Here is a 13,636-nt window from a genome sequence, read left to right on the forward strand (position 1 = left end):
ATCCCTACAAATGGGGATGTTTTGATGTATTTCTAAAAAGTACTTTGATAGGCTATTAACAAAAATAACTTATGCGATTTAGATTTACATGTCTTTTAATGTTATTTTCTCTTTTTAGTTTTTCGCAAACTGAGTTAGAGGCAGGTGATTTGGCGATCATTGGTTTAGATACTGGTGATGAAGATTTTATGTTTGTTACGTTTCAAGATTTAGAAATTGGTACAACTATTTATTTTACAGATGAAGAAGCCTCGGGAGATTTTACCATTGGGACAGGTGAAGGAACCTTGGTTTTTGTTGCAGATGCGCCTATTGTCGCAGGTACGGTCATTACACGTTTGAACAATGCATCACTTTTTACAGTTACTTCAGATGGTAATATCAGTCTGGCAAATTCCGGAGATGGGTTGTTGGCTTATCAAGGTACTTCCGTTGGGGCGGTTACTACTTTTTTGCATGCAGTAGGAAAGGAACTGAGTCATATTGGTACGTTTCCAAATGATTTTTCAAACTACTTCATTTTGGGGAGTGATGATGCTGCTTATGATGGTACAAGAACGGGAGCTGATGCAGATGGGTATTTTTCGCTAATTCATTCTATTGAAAATTGGACTACATCAGGCTCTGGAGTTACGTTCGATACCAGTAATTTTGATATAGGAACCTCTGAAGAGCCCAGTGAAAATTGTGGTACGGAATCTTTTCTTAATTCAAATGCCACAGCAAGTTATTCTGATAATTCTTTTGAAGGAGATAATGGCATCTCGTGGACCTACAAAGAATCGAGAAACGCGAATAATGATGCCAATAATTCCGGTATCAATTTACCGGCTTTAATGTTACGCGGCAGTAGTTATGGTAGCAAGCTAGCGAGTACTGCAGTTAGTGGTGGAATTAAGGATTTTTCGGTGAAACTGTATAAAGGTTTTACAGGAAGTGGCAACCGACAGGTAGAATTATTCGTAAACGGAGTTTCTTTTGGACTGTCGGAAGCTTTTGATGATACAGACGAGCATATTTTCACGGTATCCAATATCAACATTTCAGGGAATGTAACGGTAGAAATTCAAGCTGCTACGAACAAACAGGTCATTGTAGATGACATTAATTGGACGTGCTATTCGGCAGCAGTTCCTCAAATTTCGCTGAGCGGAAATACGATTCCTATTGCTTCTAATAGTACTGCAACAAGCGTTGAAGACGGAACTGATTTAGGAGCCATTCTTGTTGGAAATACAACCTCTCAAGTGTTCCAAATTTCTAATGCGGGAACTGAAATCTTGCATATTGCTTCGATAGTATTAGATGAGGATTCTTCTGAAGCTTTTTCTTTAACGATACCGGAAACCTTGAGTTTACAGCCTAATGAAACGACTACATTTGCTGTTAACTTTGAGCCGGAGAGTGAAGGCATTGCTTCGGCAAGCGTTCAGTTGATGACTAATGATCCTGTTACGAATCCATTTCAATTTACTGTCCAAGGAGAAGGAATTGGTTCTTGTGAGGCACCAACGAGTCAGGTGAGCAATGCACTCATAGGAACCATTACAGGAAATGCCGCAAGTGGAACATTAACCGCAATCACCGCAGATGGATATTTGGTTTTAGTGAGTACATTGGAAAATTTAACTACACTGCCAGAGGATGGAACCGTATATAGTCCAAACACTATTTTGGGTGAAGCTACGGTAGTGCAAAGTTCAGAAAGTACCCTGTTTACCATTCCAAACCTCAATGCAAATACTGTCTATCAGCTTTTCATTCTACCATATAACCACGCAATGTGCTTTGGTGGACCGGCTTATGCTACCGAAGCTCCTTTGCATATAGCTTTTACAACGGGTGCAGCAGCTTGTTTAGAAGATGATTTTAATACAGATTATGGAAATTGGGAAGGAACCGGAACGTATTTAAATGGCAATGCGGGCGTGGTTGGTGATGGAGTAGGATTTAATGCGGAAGGTGATGTGCTCTTAACCGACACAGCTATAGAAAATCCGGATGTTGTTTCTTTTTACTTGGCAAGATCTTCTAGCGAAGCAGCAAAAACGCTAACACTTTTTTACAGTTCAGATGCTGAAAATTGGTTCACCATAGAAAGTTTTACAACTGAAGAAATATCAGAGGATTTCGAGTTGTTTTTTATTTCAGCAAACCTTTCAGGAAGTTATTATTTAAAGTTGGAAATGACAGAGCGTGAAGGTGGTTCACTTTATGTAGACGAGTTGGATATTTTCTGTAGTACTGCCGCAATCACTCCGGAAATTGCTGTTTTGGGAAATGGTGTAGAAATACTTGACGGAACTACAGAAACAACTGAAGCAACCGGTACGTTTTTAGGAACTGCTGCGGTAAATGAACAGCTTACGCAATCTTATGAAATACAAAATACAGGAGATGATGCATTACTTATTTCAGAAATTACTTTTATTGACGGCTCACAAGGGTTTCAAACTGCGGTAGATTATAGTGATACAACCATTGCCGCCGGAGCATCATTAACCGTGACCATTTATTTTGAAAATGCAAATGCCGGCGACTTTACGGATCAGCTGGTTATCCATAGTAACGACGCAGATGAATCTGAATTTACTTTCCAATTGGCAGCAACAGTGTATTTACCACAACCTGAATTGGTGGTCCGCGGGGTTATTGGTAGTAATCCTACGATTAGTAATGGGAGTACCAATGCGATTGCTACCAACAATACACTGTTTCCGGAAACGCTTTTAGGAGAAACCATAACCAAAACATTTAGAATAGCCAACGAAGGAGGAACCGCAGCATTACAAATTACTTCGGCAGCTGTTACAGATGAAACAGGCCAATTTGCCATCGATATGGAAGAAAATGCAGTAATAGATATAGATACGTATATTGATTTTACCATAACCTTCCAACCGCAATATGCGGGAACGCAAACAGCAACCGTAACCATTGGTAGTAATGATATTGATGCAAACCCATATACATTTGTCATCGAAGGAAAGGGCGTGTGTACAACTTCAGAAGGGACTGTTTGGCCTTCGGAAGGTCCTGCAAATACCGTGGTTCGTATTACTTCCGGGGAGTATATTGCCGATGCAATGGTGTATTTGAATTCAGTTGGTTTGGATGTGATCTCAACATCAGATCATGAGTTGAAGGTAGTTGTCGCCGAAACAGCCGAGAGTGGTAATATGATTGTAGAATTGGCCAATGGGTGTTCTTTTAGTACTTCCTTTACGGTCTTGAATTCCATAGTGTCCGGTTGTGAATATGACAGTACCGCTACGGTTTCGGATATATTCATTAGTGAAGTGACCGATGCTCCGTTTGGAAGCCTCACCTATGTAGAATTGTACAATGCAACCGGAAGTGCCATTGATTTTTCGAGTACTAATTATCGACTTCGATTTTATAGTAACGGGAACGAAACATCTTCGTATGGTTTGTGGCTTACGGAAGGAATTATTGCCGAAAATGAGACTTTTGTGGTGGCTATTGGAGCTCCGGAAGATGCTGTAGAATCACAGTGTGCTATTTCAGGAGGAATGTATAATGATTTATATGCAGATTTGGTCAATACGACGCTAGGCGGTATTAATTTTACTGAAAATGGAGACGATTGTATCGGGTTGTATGATGCTTCCGGTACGCTGGTAGATGTGTTTGGAGTGTATCAAAATGCAACTTGGGCCGATACTTTGGGTATAGGTGATCGCGGAGCCAACTTTCAAAGAAATTATCAAGCAACTGTTCCGTCTACCACCTTTGCTCTAACGGATTGGGCTGTGGTAGATTGGAATGATGATAACTGTGACAACGTAGATTATAGTACTATAGGATGGTACGATTTTTCATTGGGAACCGCTCCTGTTATTATAGCACATCCTGAATTTATAAATGAATGTCAAGCATCCGTAACATTAACTGTGTCTGCTTCCGAAGCGTATGAAAGCGGGGCTGGGCTTAGTTATCATTGGTATATGCTGCATTCAGGAACTACCACTTGGGAAGCTATTACAGATAATGAATTGTTTAGTGGAGCGCAAACCAATGCATTAATGGTTCACGATGTGTTGAATGTAGATGGTTATCAGTTGTATGCTACCGTTCAGGAGGGCGATAATTGCAAACGCTATTCGCAAGCTACAGCTATTGAGCTTCCTAAAACTGTTTGGGATGGCAGTAACTGGAGCAATGGTGTACCCAATGGTTTGACGAGTGCATGGATTTCCGGTTCATTACCTTCGGAAGCTATTGACGCACTCGATGTTTGCAATCTCATCATCACATCGGGAGCACAGCTAACGGTGCCTAATGATGGAGTTTTAAAGGTAATGAACAAAGTAGTGAATACTGGTGAGGCATCTGACATAACTATTGAAAGTGGTGGAAGTTTATTGCAAACGAACGCTACAGCGGTCAATGAAGGAATGGTCACGGTTCAAAGAACGGCTACCGTGCAACCATATGATTATGTGTATTGGTCTGCTGCAGTTGCTGATTTTGCCGTTACATCGTTGTCTCCCAGCACACCTGCTTCAGCTATTTGGCAGTGGTTGCCAACGCAAACTACACCAGATTATGGAACATGGATATCAGCTGGGGGAAACATGATTCCCGGTAAAGGGTATGCCATTCGAGTTCCTAACATAACAACGGAAACGTTTACAGCAACAAAAGTAGGCATACCTCTCAATGGAACGGTAAACACCCCGGTGGCTAGGGGAAATTATTCTGGAAGCGATTATATGTCAGCTTACGGAAGTTGGGTAAATGCCAATGATGATAACTGGAATCTTATTGGGAATCCATATCCGTCGGCACTCAACTTGAATACGTTCTTTGCTCAAAATATCAATGTAGAAGGTGTAGCATATATCTGGACACATGGTTCGGGTTTGAGTTTGGAAAATGAAAATCCTTTTTACAGTGGGTATATGTATAATTATGATGCGGCAGATTATTTGGTGCACAACCAAACAGGAAGTTCTATTCCCGGTGTTTTTGACGGAAATATAGCTACAGGACAAGGTTTTTTTGTACTACTGAAAGATTCCGCACCGGTTAATGATACTATTGTGTTTACCAATGCGATGCGGAATGAGACTTTTGATAATGACCAATTTTTTAGAGTAGTGGATTTAGATACCATAGTACAAGGCAAAATATGGTTACAACTAGCTCAAAATACGGATGTAGTTACTTGTTTGGTAGGATATGTTCCTGGAGCTACAAATAATTGGGATGGCAATTATGATGCGTTGGTAAATACCTCTGGGAACGCATTATATTCCATAGTAGATTCTCAAAACTTAGTTATCCAGGGGAGAGGGTTGCCATTTCAAAATACAGATGTAGTTCCGTTGGGCGTAAAGGTTACGCAACCCGGTAGTTATGCGATTGGAATAGAAGCTTTGGAAGGAATTTTTACAGATGCTTCACAAGAAATCTATCTCAATGATCTTGATCTGAATGTGATACACAATTTAAAAACGAGTCCATATAATTTTACTATGAACTTTCCGGGAATAGAAAATAATCGTTTCCAATTACAGTTTGTATCAGGAGCTTTGAATACTACGAGTTTTGATGATACCAATAAAGTTCGTGTAGTAAAGGTTGGTGAAGGGCATCAAGCGATTTCAGATCGTGTAATGATGGAAAAATTACAGCTGTTTGATATTTCGGGAAAAGTGGTTTGGCAATCTGAATCATTGGAAAGTTTGCAATACACTTTGCCGGGGCAATTGGCATCGGGAAGTTATGTACTGGCGGTACAACTGGTAGGAGGTCAACAGCAATTTGTTACCTTCCAATATGAATGATGATAAGTTAAAAAGGCTGTGGTAATACAGCCTTTCTAATTTTTAAATAAATTCAAAAGAATAGTGGTTTTTTTCTACTTTTTAGTATAAATCTTTACTTCGGGTTGTTTATTTGTATATGGATATGTTTCTACTGTGATGTTTTTTTGTGTTTCTATAATTTCTAATCCTTTTTCCGAAGTAATTTTAGTGTCATTAAAATAAAACTGCGCTCCTTTTTCTGCAAGCTCTTTTGAGTAGGATAGTGCGGTTACTTTATTTTCAATAGATGGTGCGGGCGGCGGAGGTGGAGGCAATATAGTACCACTGTTTTCTTCATCGGCTTTAGCTTTATAGCTCTTGTAGTAGGCCAAAACTTCCTCATACTGCTTTTTTAAATCGGCTGTATTGCCTTTTTGGTTTTTCATATAGGCACTTACTGCTTTCCCGTAAGCATTTGCTTTTTTATGAAACTGTGCTCCTAGTTTTTGCAATTCGGGAGACATTTTTTCGCTATCTACGGGTGGAGCTGGTGGTAGCGGAGGCGGTGGTGGAATGTTTGGAAAAGGTTGTGCATTTGCTTTTTGCTCTTTGGTCATCAAACCATACAGATATTCCATGCGCTCCACATCTTTCGTCTTAAACCTTCTATTGTCTTCTGGTTGCGAATTGTACTTTTTAGCAAGTGTGTTATATTCTGCTATTTGCTCTTTAGTAGCTCCTTTTTGTTCTTGGTTATCACCTATGGCAAAAGGTGTATTTCCTTTCGTCCTAATAATCTCCTGGTTATAGGTGACAATGCGATAAAAACCATACTCCTGAAAAGAATTGAAAATAAACCACACGGCTTCATCTGCTACAGGTTTATCATGATTCACGTGTACATTCATGATGTGATTCCTAATTTCCGGAGTAATGTCTTGATGCAGTTGCTGAAGAACCGAAGTAAAAGTAGCCGCAGTAGCCGCTTGACCATCTATAAGATACCTGCCATTGTTGAGTACTTCAATTTCAATACTTCTAGCAGTGTAGTCTGTTGCAAATTCCTCTGCAACCATGTCGTCGTAAACCACTTCACTTGTGCTAAAACTGTAGATGAGCAAGGCAAGCAATGGTAGCATTACAAGGCTTTTGAGCCATTTTACCCTTTGGGAAGAGTGTTTTTTCATAATTGTAAATCGTTTTTTGATTAATGAATAATTGATGGATGAAACTAAAGGACCTTGTGATGAATTGATTGAAAAATCCAGTAGTATATTTTGATAGTTTTTGGTTTGATATCCTTGCTTGATGACGGCTTGATCTGCCAAAAACTCATGGTTTAATTGAATGTCTTTTTTTATCAAATAGATAAGCGGATGAAACCACCCTACGATTTGCAAAACTTCTAACAGTAAAACATCTAATGTATGTTTTTGTGTTGCATGGACTTCTTCATGCAGTAATATTTCTTTAGGAATAGCCTTAGACTCCAAGGTTGCTTTTTCTACAAATACATAGTTTAAAAAAGTATGCGGAATGATATGCGTTAACATCAAAACCTGTACATGCGTTGGTTTGGCTATTTTTTGATGGTTTTTAATTTTGTATCCCAACTGCCATAAATTTCGAACAAATCGAAAAGCGAAAAACAATACACCCAAGCTATAAATTAGCCATAGTAAAAATTGCCAATCAAAAACTTCTTCTGTAACTACAGCTTGCGGAACCACCAAAGCATTTCCGGAAATTTCGGTCAAGGGTTCTGCCTCTGCAAGTGTAGTAAATGTGATTAGTGGTATGGTGAAAGCAAATACAACACTACCTAACAAGTAAAATCTTTTGATGTGATGAAAGCTTTCGCGCTCTAATATCAATTTGTAAAAAAGCATGAACACTAACAAACATCCTGATGATTTTAAAAGATAGTCAAGCATAGTATTACTTTTTTTGAATTTCGTTATCGATGATGGCTCTCAAAGATTCCAATTCTTCTTTCGTTAAATTGGTTTTCTGAGTAAAGAACGATGCAAACTGACTCGCACTATCGTTAAAAAAGTTTTTGATGAGTCCGTTCACTTGTTTTGAGAAATACGCCTCCTTTTCGATCAAAGGAAAATACTCTCTCGATTTTCCATAGGTTTTGTAATCCACTACTTTTTTGTCACGCATACGTTTCAATAAAGTAGCCAATGTTGTGGGTGCTGGTTTAGGCTCCGGATACGCATCCATCAAATCTTTCATAAAAGCTTTTTCTAACTTCCATAAATAATTCATCAACTCCTCTTCTGATTTAGATAGCTTCATTTTTCTACATACTTAGAATTTGTTCTACAAACATAGAATAAAATTTTAATTCTACAAGTGTAGAATGTGTTAAAAATAAAAAATCCGCTAGTTCTATAGCGGATTTTTAAGTGTTTATAATGTTTTTCAGCTCTTAGTTACATGGTGAAACCGTTTATTCGAGTGAAAAATTTTTAATTTTTTGTATCGAGAATAGGTGTGTTCATAAAAACTAATTCTTAAAAATAGCTGATAATTATGATTTAGACAACTCTGTAAAATGCTTAAAGAAATACGGAATGGTTTCAATACCTTTTAAATAGTTCCAAACTCCAAAATGTTCGTTCGGAGAGTGAATTGCATCCGAATCCAATCCGAATCCCATTAAAATGGTTTTGCTTTGTAGTTCTTTTTCAAATAAAGCTACAATAGGAATACTTCCGCCACTACGTTGTGGAATCGGAGTTTTTCCAAAAGTTTCTTCGTAGGCTTTGCTGGCTGCCTGATATTCCATACTGTCTATTGGCGTTACATAGGCTTGTCCGCCATGATGTGGTTTCACTTTTACTTTCACTGCTTCGGGGGCAATGCTTTCAAAATGTTTTTGGAACAGCTCGGTAATTTCTTTCCAATCTTGATCTGGAACCAAACGCATCGAAATTTTTGCATAGGCTTTGCTGGCAATCACGGTTTTGGCACCTTCGCCAATGTAGCCACCCCAAATTCCGTTCACATCCAAGGTAGGTCTAATAGAATTACGCTCGTTTGTGGAATAACCTTTTTCGCCATACACATCGTTGATGTCTAAAGCCTTTTTATAATTTTCTAAAGAAAAAGGTGCTTCGGCCATGGCTGCACGCTCTTTTGCTGAAAGTTCTTCTACCTTATCATAGAATCCCGGAACGGTAATATGGTTGTTTTCGTCGTGTAACGAAGCAATCATTTTGGTAAGAATGTTGATTGGGTTCGCCACGGCTCCACCGTACAAACCACTGTGTAAATCACGATTTGGACCAGTAACTTCCACTTCTACATAGCTAAGACCACGCAATCCGGTGGTAATTGATGGAACATCTTTAGCAATCATTCCGGTATCCGAAATCAAGATCACATCATTTTTCAATTTGTCATGGTTGCGTTCAATAAACCAGCTGAGGTTGGCGCTTCCCACTTCTTCTTCGCCTTCAATCATGAATTTCACGTTGCAAGGCAATTGGTTGGTAGCAATCATCAATTCAACCGCTTTTACGTGCATATACATTTGACCTTTGTCGTCACAAGCCCCACGTGCAAAAATGGCACCTTCCGGGTGGATTTCTGTGTTGCGAATCACCGGATCAAAAGGTTCAGTATCCCATAAATTCAGAGGATCTGCCGGTTGCACATCGTAATGTCCGTAAATAAGAACCGTAGGTAAGCTCACATCGATAATTTTCTCTCCGTATACTACCGGATAGCCCGGTGTTTCACAGATTTCGGTAACGTCACACCCAGCATCTTGCAAACTTTTTTGTACAGCCTCGGCACAATTCCAAACATCCTGTGAATAGGCAGAATCGGCACTAACCGATGGGATCTTCAATAATTCAATCAACTCGTTAATAAAACGTTGTTGGTGTTCCTGTATGTAGGAAGCTATATGTTCCATGAATTCAATTTTTATTGATATAGCATCAAATGTACAAAAAATAGAACTTTTTTTAATAAGGTGTTTGTAGTTTCAAAAATTGATTTATATTTGCACCCACAATTACACAAAAGCACGCGGGTGTGGTGAAATTGGTAGACACGCCAGACTTAGGATCTGGTGCCGCAAGGTGTGAAGGTTCGAGTCCTTTCACCCGCACAGAACAAAAACCTCTTAGTTTTCTAAGAGGTTTTTTGTGTTTGTACTGGTTTGTTTTAAACGATATCATTCACCACCTTCGCTACATACTCTGGTTGTTCAATAGGCATCAAATGCCCAACGTGTTTGGTATGGAAAACATGTTGCAAGTTTAAATTGGGGATTACTTCTTCCTGAATCATTTTTGGAGTGATGGCTTGGTCATCTTCGGAATAGATCAAGTGAATTGGAATTTCCAGTGTATCTGTATATTTTTTGATGGAGTTTTTCATGCCGGTTTCAATCCACCATTTCCAGGTGTTTTCGGTAATCATAAGTTGTGTTTCAATGCAAAAATCCATTTTGTTGTCGGATAGTGTTGAATAGGTGCCGTTTTCAACTGTTTCTTCGCAACTTTTACGATCTCGGTCTAGCATTCTTTTTTGTTCACTTTCCGACATGGCTTCTATGGTTGGAGGAGAAGGAGCTACCAATAGTATTTGAGCAATACGATGTTCGGTATCCAGTGTAGCGGTTCTTAAGGCTAATTTTCCTCCCATGGAATGCCCCACGAGCATACAATCGTTTAGGTCTTGTTCTTTTATGTATTCCCAAACATAGTTGCTCATGGTGTCTATGGAGATGTTAGCCAATTCCGGAGTCGATCCAAAACCCGGTAAGGAAAGGTAATGAGGTGTTATATCAGTTGCTAGGTATGGATGCATCCATTGCCAACTTTCAGCATTACCACCAAAATAATGAAGAAATACGACGTGCTTTTTCATTTTTTACAAAAAGGTACTGTTTCGCATGCTGTCATCATAGCATCTTCTCAAAGCTTTAACAGGAGTGTCATCACTTTTATCATTTTGTTCGGAAATGAATGTACAAGGTTAAATGAGTAATGTCATAGGCTTATGGGAAATTGAAAGTGTATTTTTAGCGTTTGATATGTAGGTACTTCAAATATAAAAACTATATTTGCCTACTAAATTAGTAGATTATTCAAATGAATTATTTAGAAGTCGCTATAGAAGCCGCCTTGCGCGCAGGAAAAGCCATTCTGGAAGTATATGGTTTAGAAGATGTAGGTGTAGAGATTAAGGAGGATGCTTCTCCCTTAACCTTGGCGGATCAGAAATCGAACGCTGTTATCAATTCCTATATAGCACCAACGCCATTTCCCATCATAAGTGAAGAAAATAAGCAGTTGGATTATGATGAGCGAAAAGATTGGGATTCCTGCTGGATCGTAGATCCGCTGGATGGAACCAAAGAGTTTATCAAACGAAATGGAGAGTTCACTGTAAACATAGCATTGGTAAAACAAGGTGTTCCGGAATTAGGGGTTATTTATGTACCTGTGACCGAAGAATTGTATTTTGCTTCCGTTTCGCAAAAGCAAGTTTTTAAAGCGGTTGTGGCTCCCAATGCTGCTATTGTAGAAGTTATGGAAAAAGCAGAAAAAATAGGAACTTCTGAAATGGACGATATTGTACGTGTAGTGGGGAGTCGTTCCCATATGAATCAGGATACTCTGGATTACATGGAGACGTTAAAATCAGAGTTTCCCGGAAAGGAAATTGAAGTGGTTTCTAAAGGAAGTTCCCTAAAATTTTGTTTAGTGGCGGAAGGAAAAGCCGATGTATATCCACGTTTTGCGCCTACCATGGAGTGGGATACCGCGGCGGGCCAAGCCATTTGTGAAGCAGCAGGTCTGGAAGTAATTGCAAAAGATACCAATGCACCTATGGTGTACAATAAGTCCAATCTTTTAAATCCCTATTTCCTTGTACGTAAAGGGTAAACTTATGGCAGCAGATCATTCGTATAAACGCCATTTGGCGAAAGCGATTACCTGGCGCGTGGTGGGTACCTTGGATACTATTTTGTTATCCTGGCTCATTTCGGGAAATCCTTTTGCAGCTTTGAAGATTGGGTTCTCTGAGGTTGCTACAAAAATGATTTTATATTACCTTCACGAGCGCGTTTGGTTTCGCGTAAATCTTTCTAAAAACGGAAAGACTTTAGAGAGCAAAAAACGCCATTTGGCCAAAACAATTACCTGGCGAATCGTGGGGACTATCGATACCATGACCATCGCCTGGATTGTAACGGGTGATCCTATGACCGGGTTGCAAATTGGCGGAGTAGAAGTGTTTACCAAAATGTTGCTGTACTATTTGCACGAGCGCGTTTGGTACAAATGGAATTTTGGTATTGAAGAACGAAGAACATAACTATGGATTATATCATTCCACATAATTATCAGATTGAACGAGCTGATCGTGAAAAGGCAAGTGGTCACCGTACTTTTGTACTTTGGTTTACAGGCTTATCAGGTTCAGGAAAATCTACCATTGCCAATCAGGTAGCGCAATTGCTTTTTCAAAAAGGAATTCGCGTATATACGTTGGATGGCGACAATATTAGAGCGGGGATCAACAAAGGTTTGTCTTTTACGCCCGAAGATCGCAAAGAAAATTTGCGTAGAATTGCTGAGGTGTCCAAATTATTTGTAGATGCAGGTTCGGTAGTGATAGCTGCTTTTGTATCGCCTATGATTTCCGATCGAAAAATGATTGAAGACATTGTGGGGACTTCAGATTTTTTAGAAGTGTATATCAATACGTCTTTAGAAGAATGCGAGCGCCGCGATGTGAAAGGACTGTACAAAAAGGCGAGAGCCGGAGAAATTCCCAATTTTACAGGAATTAGCGCTCCGTATGAGCCACCTGTAGCTCCTTTTATAACGATAGAAACAGAAAAAGAAACCGTCATGTCTGCTGCAGAACGTGTGGTAGCAGCCATACAAACCAAATTAGAAATACAATCATGAGTAAGTATTATTTAAATTACTTAGATGAGTTAGAATCAGAGGCTATTTATGTGCTGCGCGAAGTGTGGGCACAATTTCAAAATCCGGTGATTTTATTTTCCGGAGGAAAAGATTCTATTGTGGTCACCCATTTAGCAAGAAAGGCATTTTATCCAAGTAAAATTCCGTTTGCATTGATGCATGTAGATACGGGACATAATTTCCCGGAAACGATTCAATTCCGTGATGATTTGGTAGAGCGTTTAGGCGTACGTTTGTTGGTAGGTTCTGTTCAAAAATCTATTGATGATGGTCGTGTAGCGGAAGAAAAAGGAAAAAATGCCACCCGAAATGCGTTACAGATTACCACTTTGCTAGATGCTATTGAAGAGCACAAAGTAGATTGTGCTATTGGTGGTGGTCGTAGAGATGAAGAAAAAGCACGCGCCAAAGAGCGTTTCTTTTCACATAGAGATGATTTTGGACAGTGGGATCCAAAAAATCAACGTCCGGAATTGTGGAATATCTTTAACGGAAAATATTTTGAAGGAGAACATTTTAGAGCGTTCCCAATTAGTAACTGGACCGAAATGGATGTTTGGAACTATATAGCGCGTGAAGGTATTGCCATTCCATCTTTATATTTTGCGCACGAGCGCGAAGTGGTGTGGCGTAACAATTCTTGGATTCCAAAATCAGAACATTTGATCATGGAAGAGAACGAAGAAGTGTTTACCAAGAAGATCCGATTCAGAACCTTGGGTGATATTACCATTACGGGAGGAATTGAATCTGAAGCAGATACCGTAGAGAAAATTGCGGCAGAGGTTTCAGCAATGCGTCAAACCGAAAGAGGAAATCGCAGTGATGACAAGCGTTCGGAAACGGCGATGGAAGATAGAAAACGTCAGGGGTATTTTTAATTTAAGAATGAAA

General features: G+C 39.4%; 9 protein-coding genes and 1 tRNA gene. 6 read left to right on the forward strand and 4 right to left on the reverse strand.

From position 1 onward, the window contains the following. The first annotated feature begins 98 nt into the window (after window positions 1-98). A complete protein-coding gene (locus tag BM383_RS02625) occupies window positions 99-5,813 on the forward strand; it encodes a choice-of-anchor D domain-containing protein (protein WP_218157904.1) in 5,715 nt (1,904 codons plus the stop codon). A gap of 74 nt (window positions 5,814-5,887) precedes the next feature. On the opposite strand, the gene BM383_RS02630 is transcribed toward BM383_RS02625, so the two are convergent. The 3 genes from BM383_RS02630 to BM383_RS02640 form a co-directional block, all read right to left on the reverse strand. Further along, on the reverse strand, window positions 5,888-7,708 hold the full coding sequence (locus BM383_RS02630) for a M56 family metallopeptidase (protein WP_093022633.1): 1,821 nt from the start codon (window positions 7,706-7,708) through the stop codon (window positions 5,888-5,890). Between the two features lie 4 nt (window positions 7,709-7,712). Then, window positions 7,713-8,078, reverse strand: a complete 366-nt coding sequence (locus tag BM383_RS02635; protein WP_093022636.1) for a BlaI/MecI/CopY family transcriptional regulator — start codon at window positions 8,076-8,078, stop codon at window positions 7,713-7,715. Between the two features lie 235 nt (window positions 8,079-8,313). After that, window positions 8,314-9,705, reverse strand: a complete 1,392-nt coding sequence (locus BM383_RS02640) for a dipeptidase (RefSeq protein WP_093022639.1) — start codon at window positions 9,703-9,705, stop codon at window positions 8,314-8,316. A 116-nt stretch (window positions 9,706-9,821) separates the two neighbouring features. Between BM383_RS02640 and BM383_RS02645 the strand changes: the two genes are divergently transcribed. Next, window positions 9,822-9,903: transfer RNA gene (locus tag BM383_RS02645), tRNA-Leu, on the forward strand. Window positions 9,904-9,959: 56 nt separating this feature from the next. On the opposite strand, the gene BM383_RS02650 is transcribed toward BM383_RS02645, so the two are convergent. After that, window positions 9,960-10,667, reverse strand: a complete 708-nt coding sequence (locus tag BM383_RS02650; RefSeq protein ID WP_093022642.1) for an alpha/beta fold hydrolase — start codon at window positions 10,665-10,667, stop codon at window positions 9,960-9,962. A 224-nt stretch (window positions 10,668-10,891) separates the two neighbouring features. Between BM383_RS02650 and cysQ the strand changes: the two genes are divergently transcribed. The 4 genes from cysQ to cysD are packed head-to-tail and all read left to right on the forward strand — an operon-like array spanning window position 10,892 to window position 13,623. After that, window positions 10,892-11,689, forward strand: coding sequence for a 3'(2'),5'-bisphosphate nucleotidase CysQ (gene cysQ, locus BM383_RS02655; protein WP_093022644.1), 798 nt, complete (start codon window positions 10,892-10,894; stop codon window positions 11,687-11,689). A gap of 4 nt (window positions 11,690-11,693) precedes the next feature. Then, window positions 11,694-12,122 carry a DUF2061 domain-containing protein gene (locus BM383_RS02660; protein ID WP_093022647.1) on the forward strand — a complete coding sequence of 143 codons (429 nt, stop codon included), beginning with the start codon at window positions 11,694-11,696 and terminating at the stop codon, window positions 12,120-12,122. 2 nt (window positions 12,123-12,124) lie between these two features. Continuing rightward, a complete protein-coding gene (cysC, locus tag BM383_RS02665; protein WP_093022650.1) occupies window positions 12,125-12,721 on the forward strand; it encodes an adenylyl-sulfate kinase in 597 nt (198 codons plus the stop codon). Further along, a complete protein-coding gene (gene cysD / locus BM383_RS02670; RefSeq protein ID WP_093022653.1) occupies window positions 12,718-13,623 on the forward strand; it encodes a sulfate adenylyltransferase subunit CysD in 906 nt (301 codons plus the stop codon). The genes cysC and cysD overlap by 4 nt, the downstream gene beginning before the upstream one ends. Window positions 13,624-13,636: the final 13 nt, after the last annotated feature.

It is taken from the genome of Pustulibacterium marinum (genome assembly GCF_900116665.1).
In the GTDB taxonomy this organism is placed as follows: Bacteria; Bacteroidota; Bacteroidia; order Flavobacteriales; family Flavobacteriaceae; genus Pustulibacterium; species Pustulibacterium marinum.

What these genes read in the sequence shown, in the direction of transcription:
- BM383_RS02625 (WP_218157904.1), top strand. Translation starts at nt 99, where the DNA reads ATGTTATTTTCTCTTTTTAGTTTTTCGCAAACTGAGTTAGAGGCAGGT.
- BM383_RS02630 (WP_093022633.1), bottom strand. Translation starts at nt 7,708, where the DNA reads ATGCTTGACTATCTTTTAAAATCATCAGGATGTTTGTTAGTGTTCATG.
- BM383_RS02635 (WP_093022636.1), bottom strand. Translation starts at nt 8,078, where the DNA reads ATGAAGCTATCTAAATCAGAAGAGGAGTTGATGAATTATTTATGGAAG.
- BM383_RS02640 (WP_093022639.1), bottom strand. Translation starts at nt 9,705, where the DNA reads ATGGAACATATAGCTTCCTACATACAGGAACACCAACAACGTTTTATT.
- BM383_RS02650 (WP_093022642.1), bottom strand. Translation starts at nt 10,667, where the DNA reads ATGAAAAAGCACGTCGTATTTCTTCATTATTTTGGTGGTAATGCTGAA.
- cysQ (WP_093022644.1), top strand. Translation starts at nt 10,892, where the DNA reads ATGAATTATTTAGAAGTCGCTATAGAAGCCGCCTTGCGCGCAGGAAAA.
- BM383_RS02660 (WP_093022647.1), top strand. Translation starts at nt 11,694, where the DNA reads ATGGCAGCAGATCATTCGTATAAACGCCATTTGGCGAAAGCGATTACC.
- cysC (WP_093022650.1), top strand. Translation starts at nt 12,125, where the DNA reads ATGGATTATATCATTCCACATAATTATCAGATTGAACGAGCTGATCGT.
- cysD (WP_093022653.1), top strand. Translation starts at nt 12,718, where the DNA reads ATGAGTAAGTATTATTTAAATTACTTAGATGAGTTAGAATCAGAGGCT.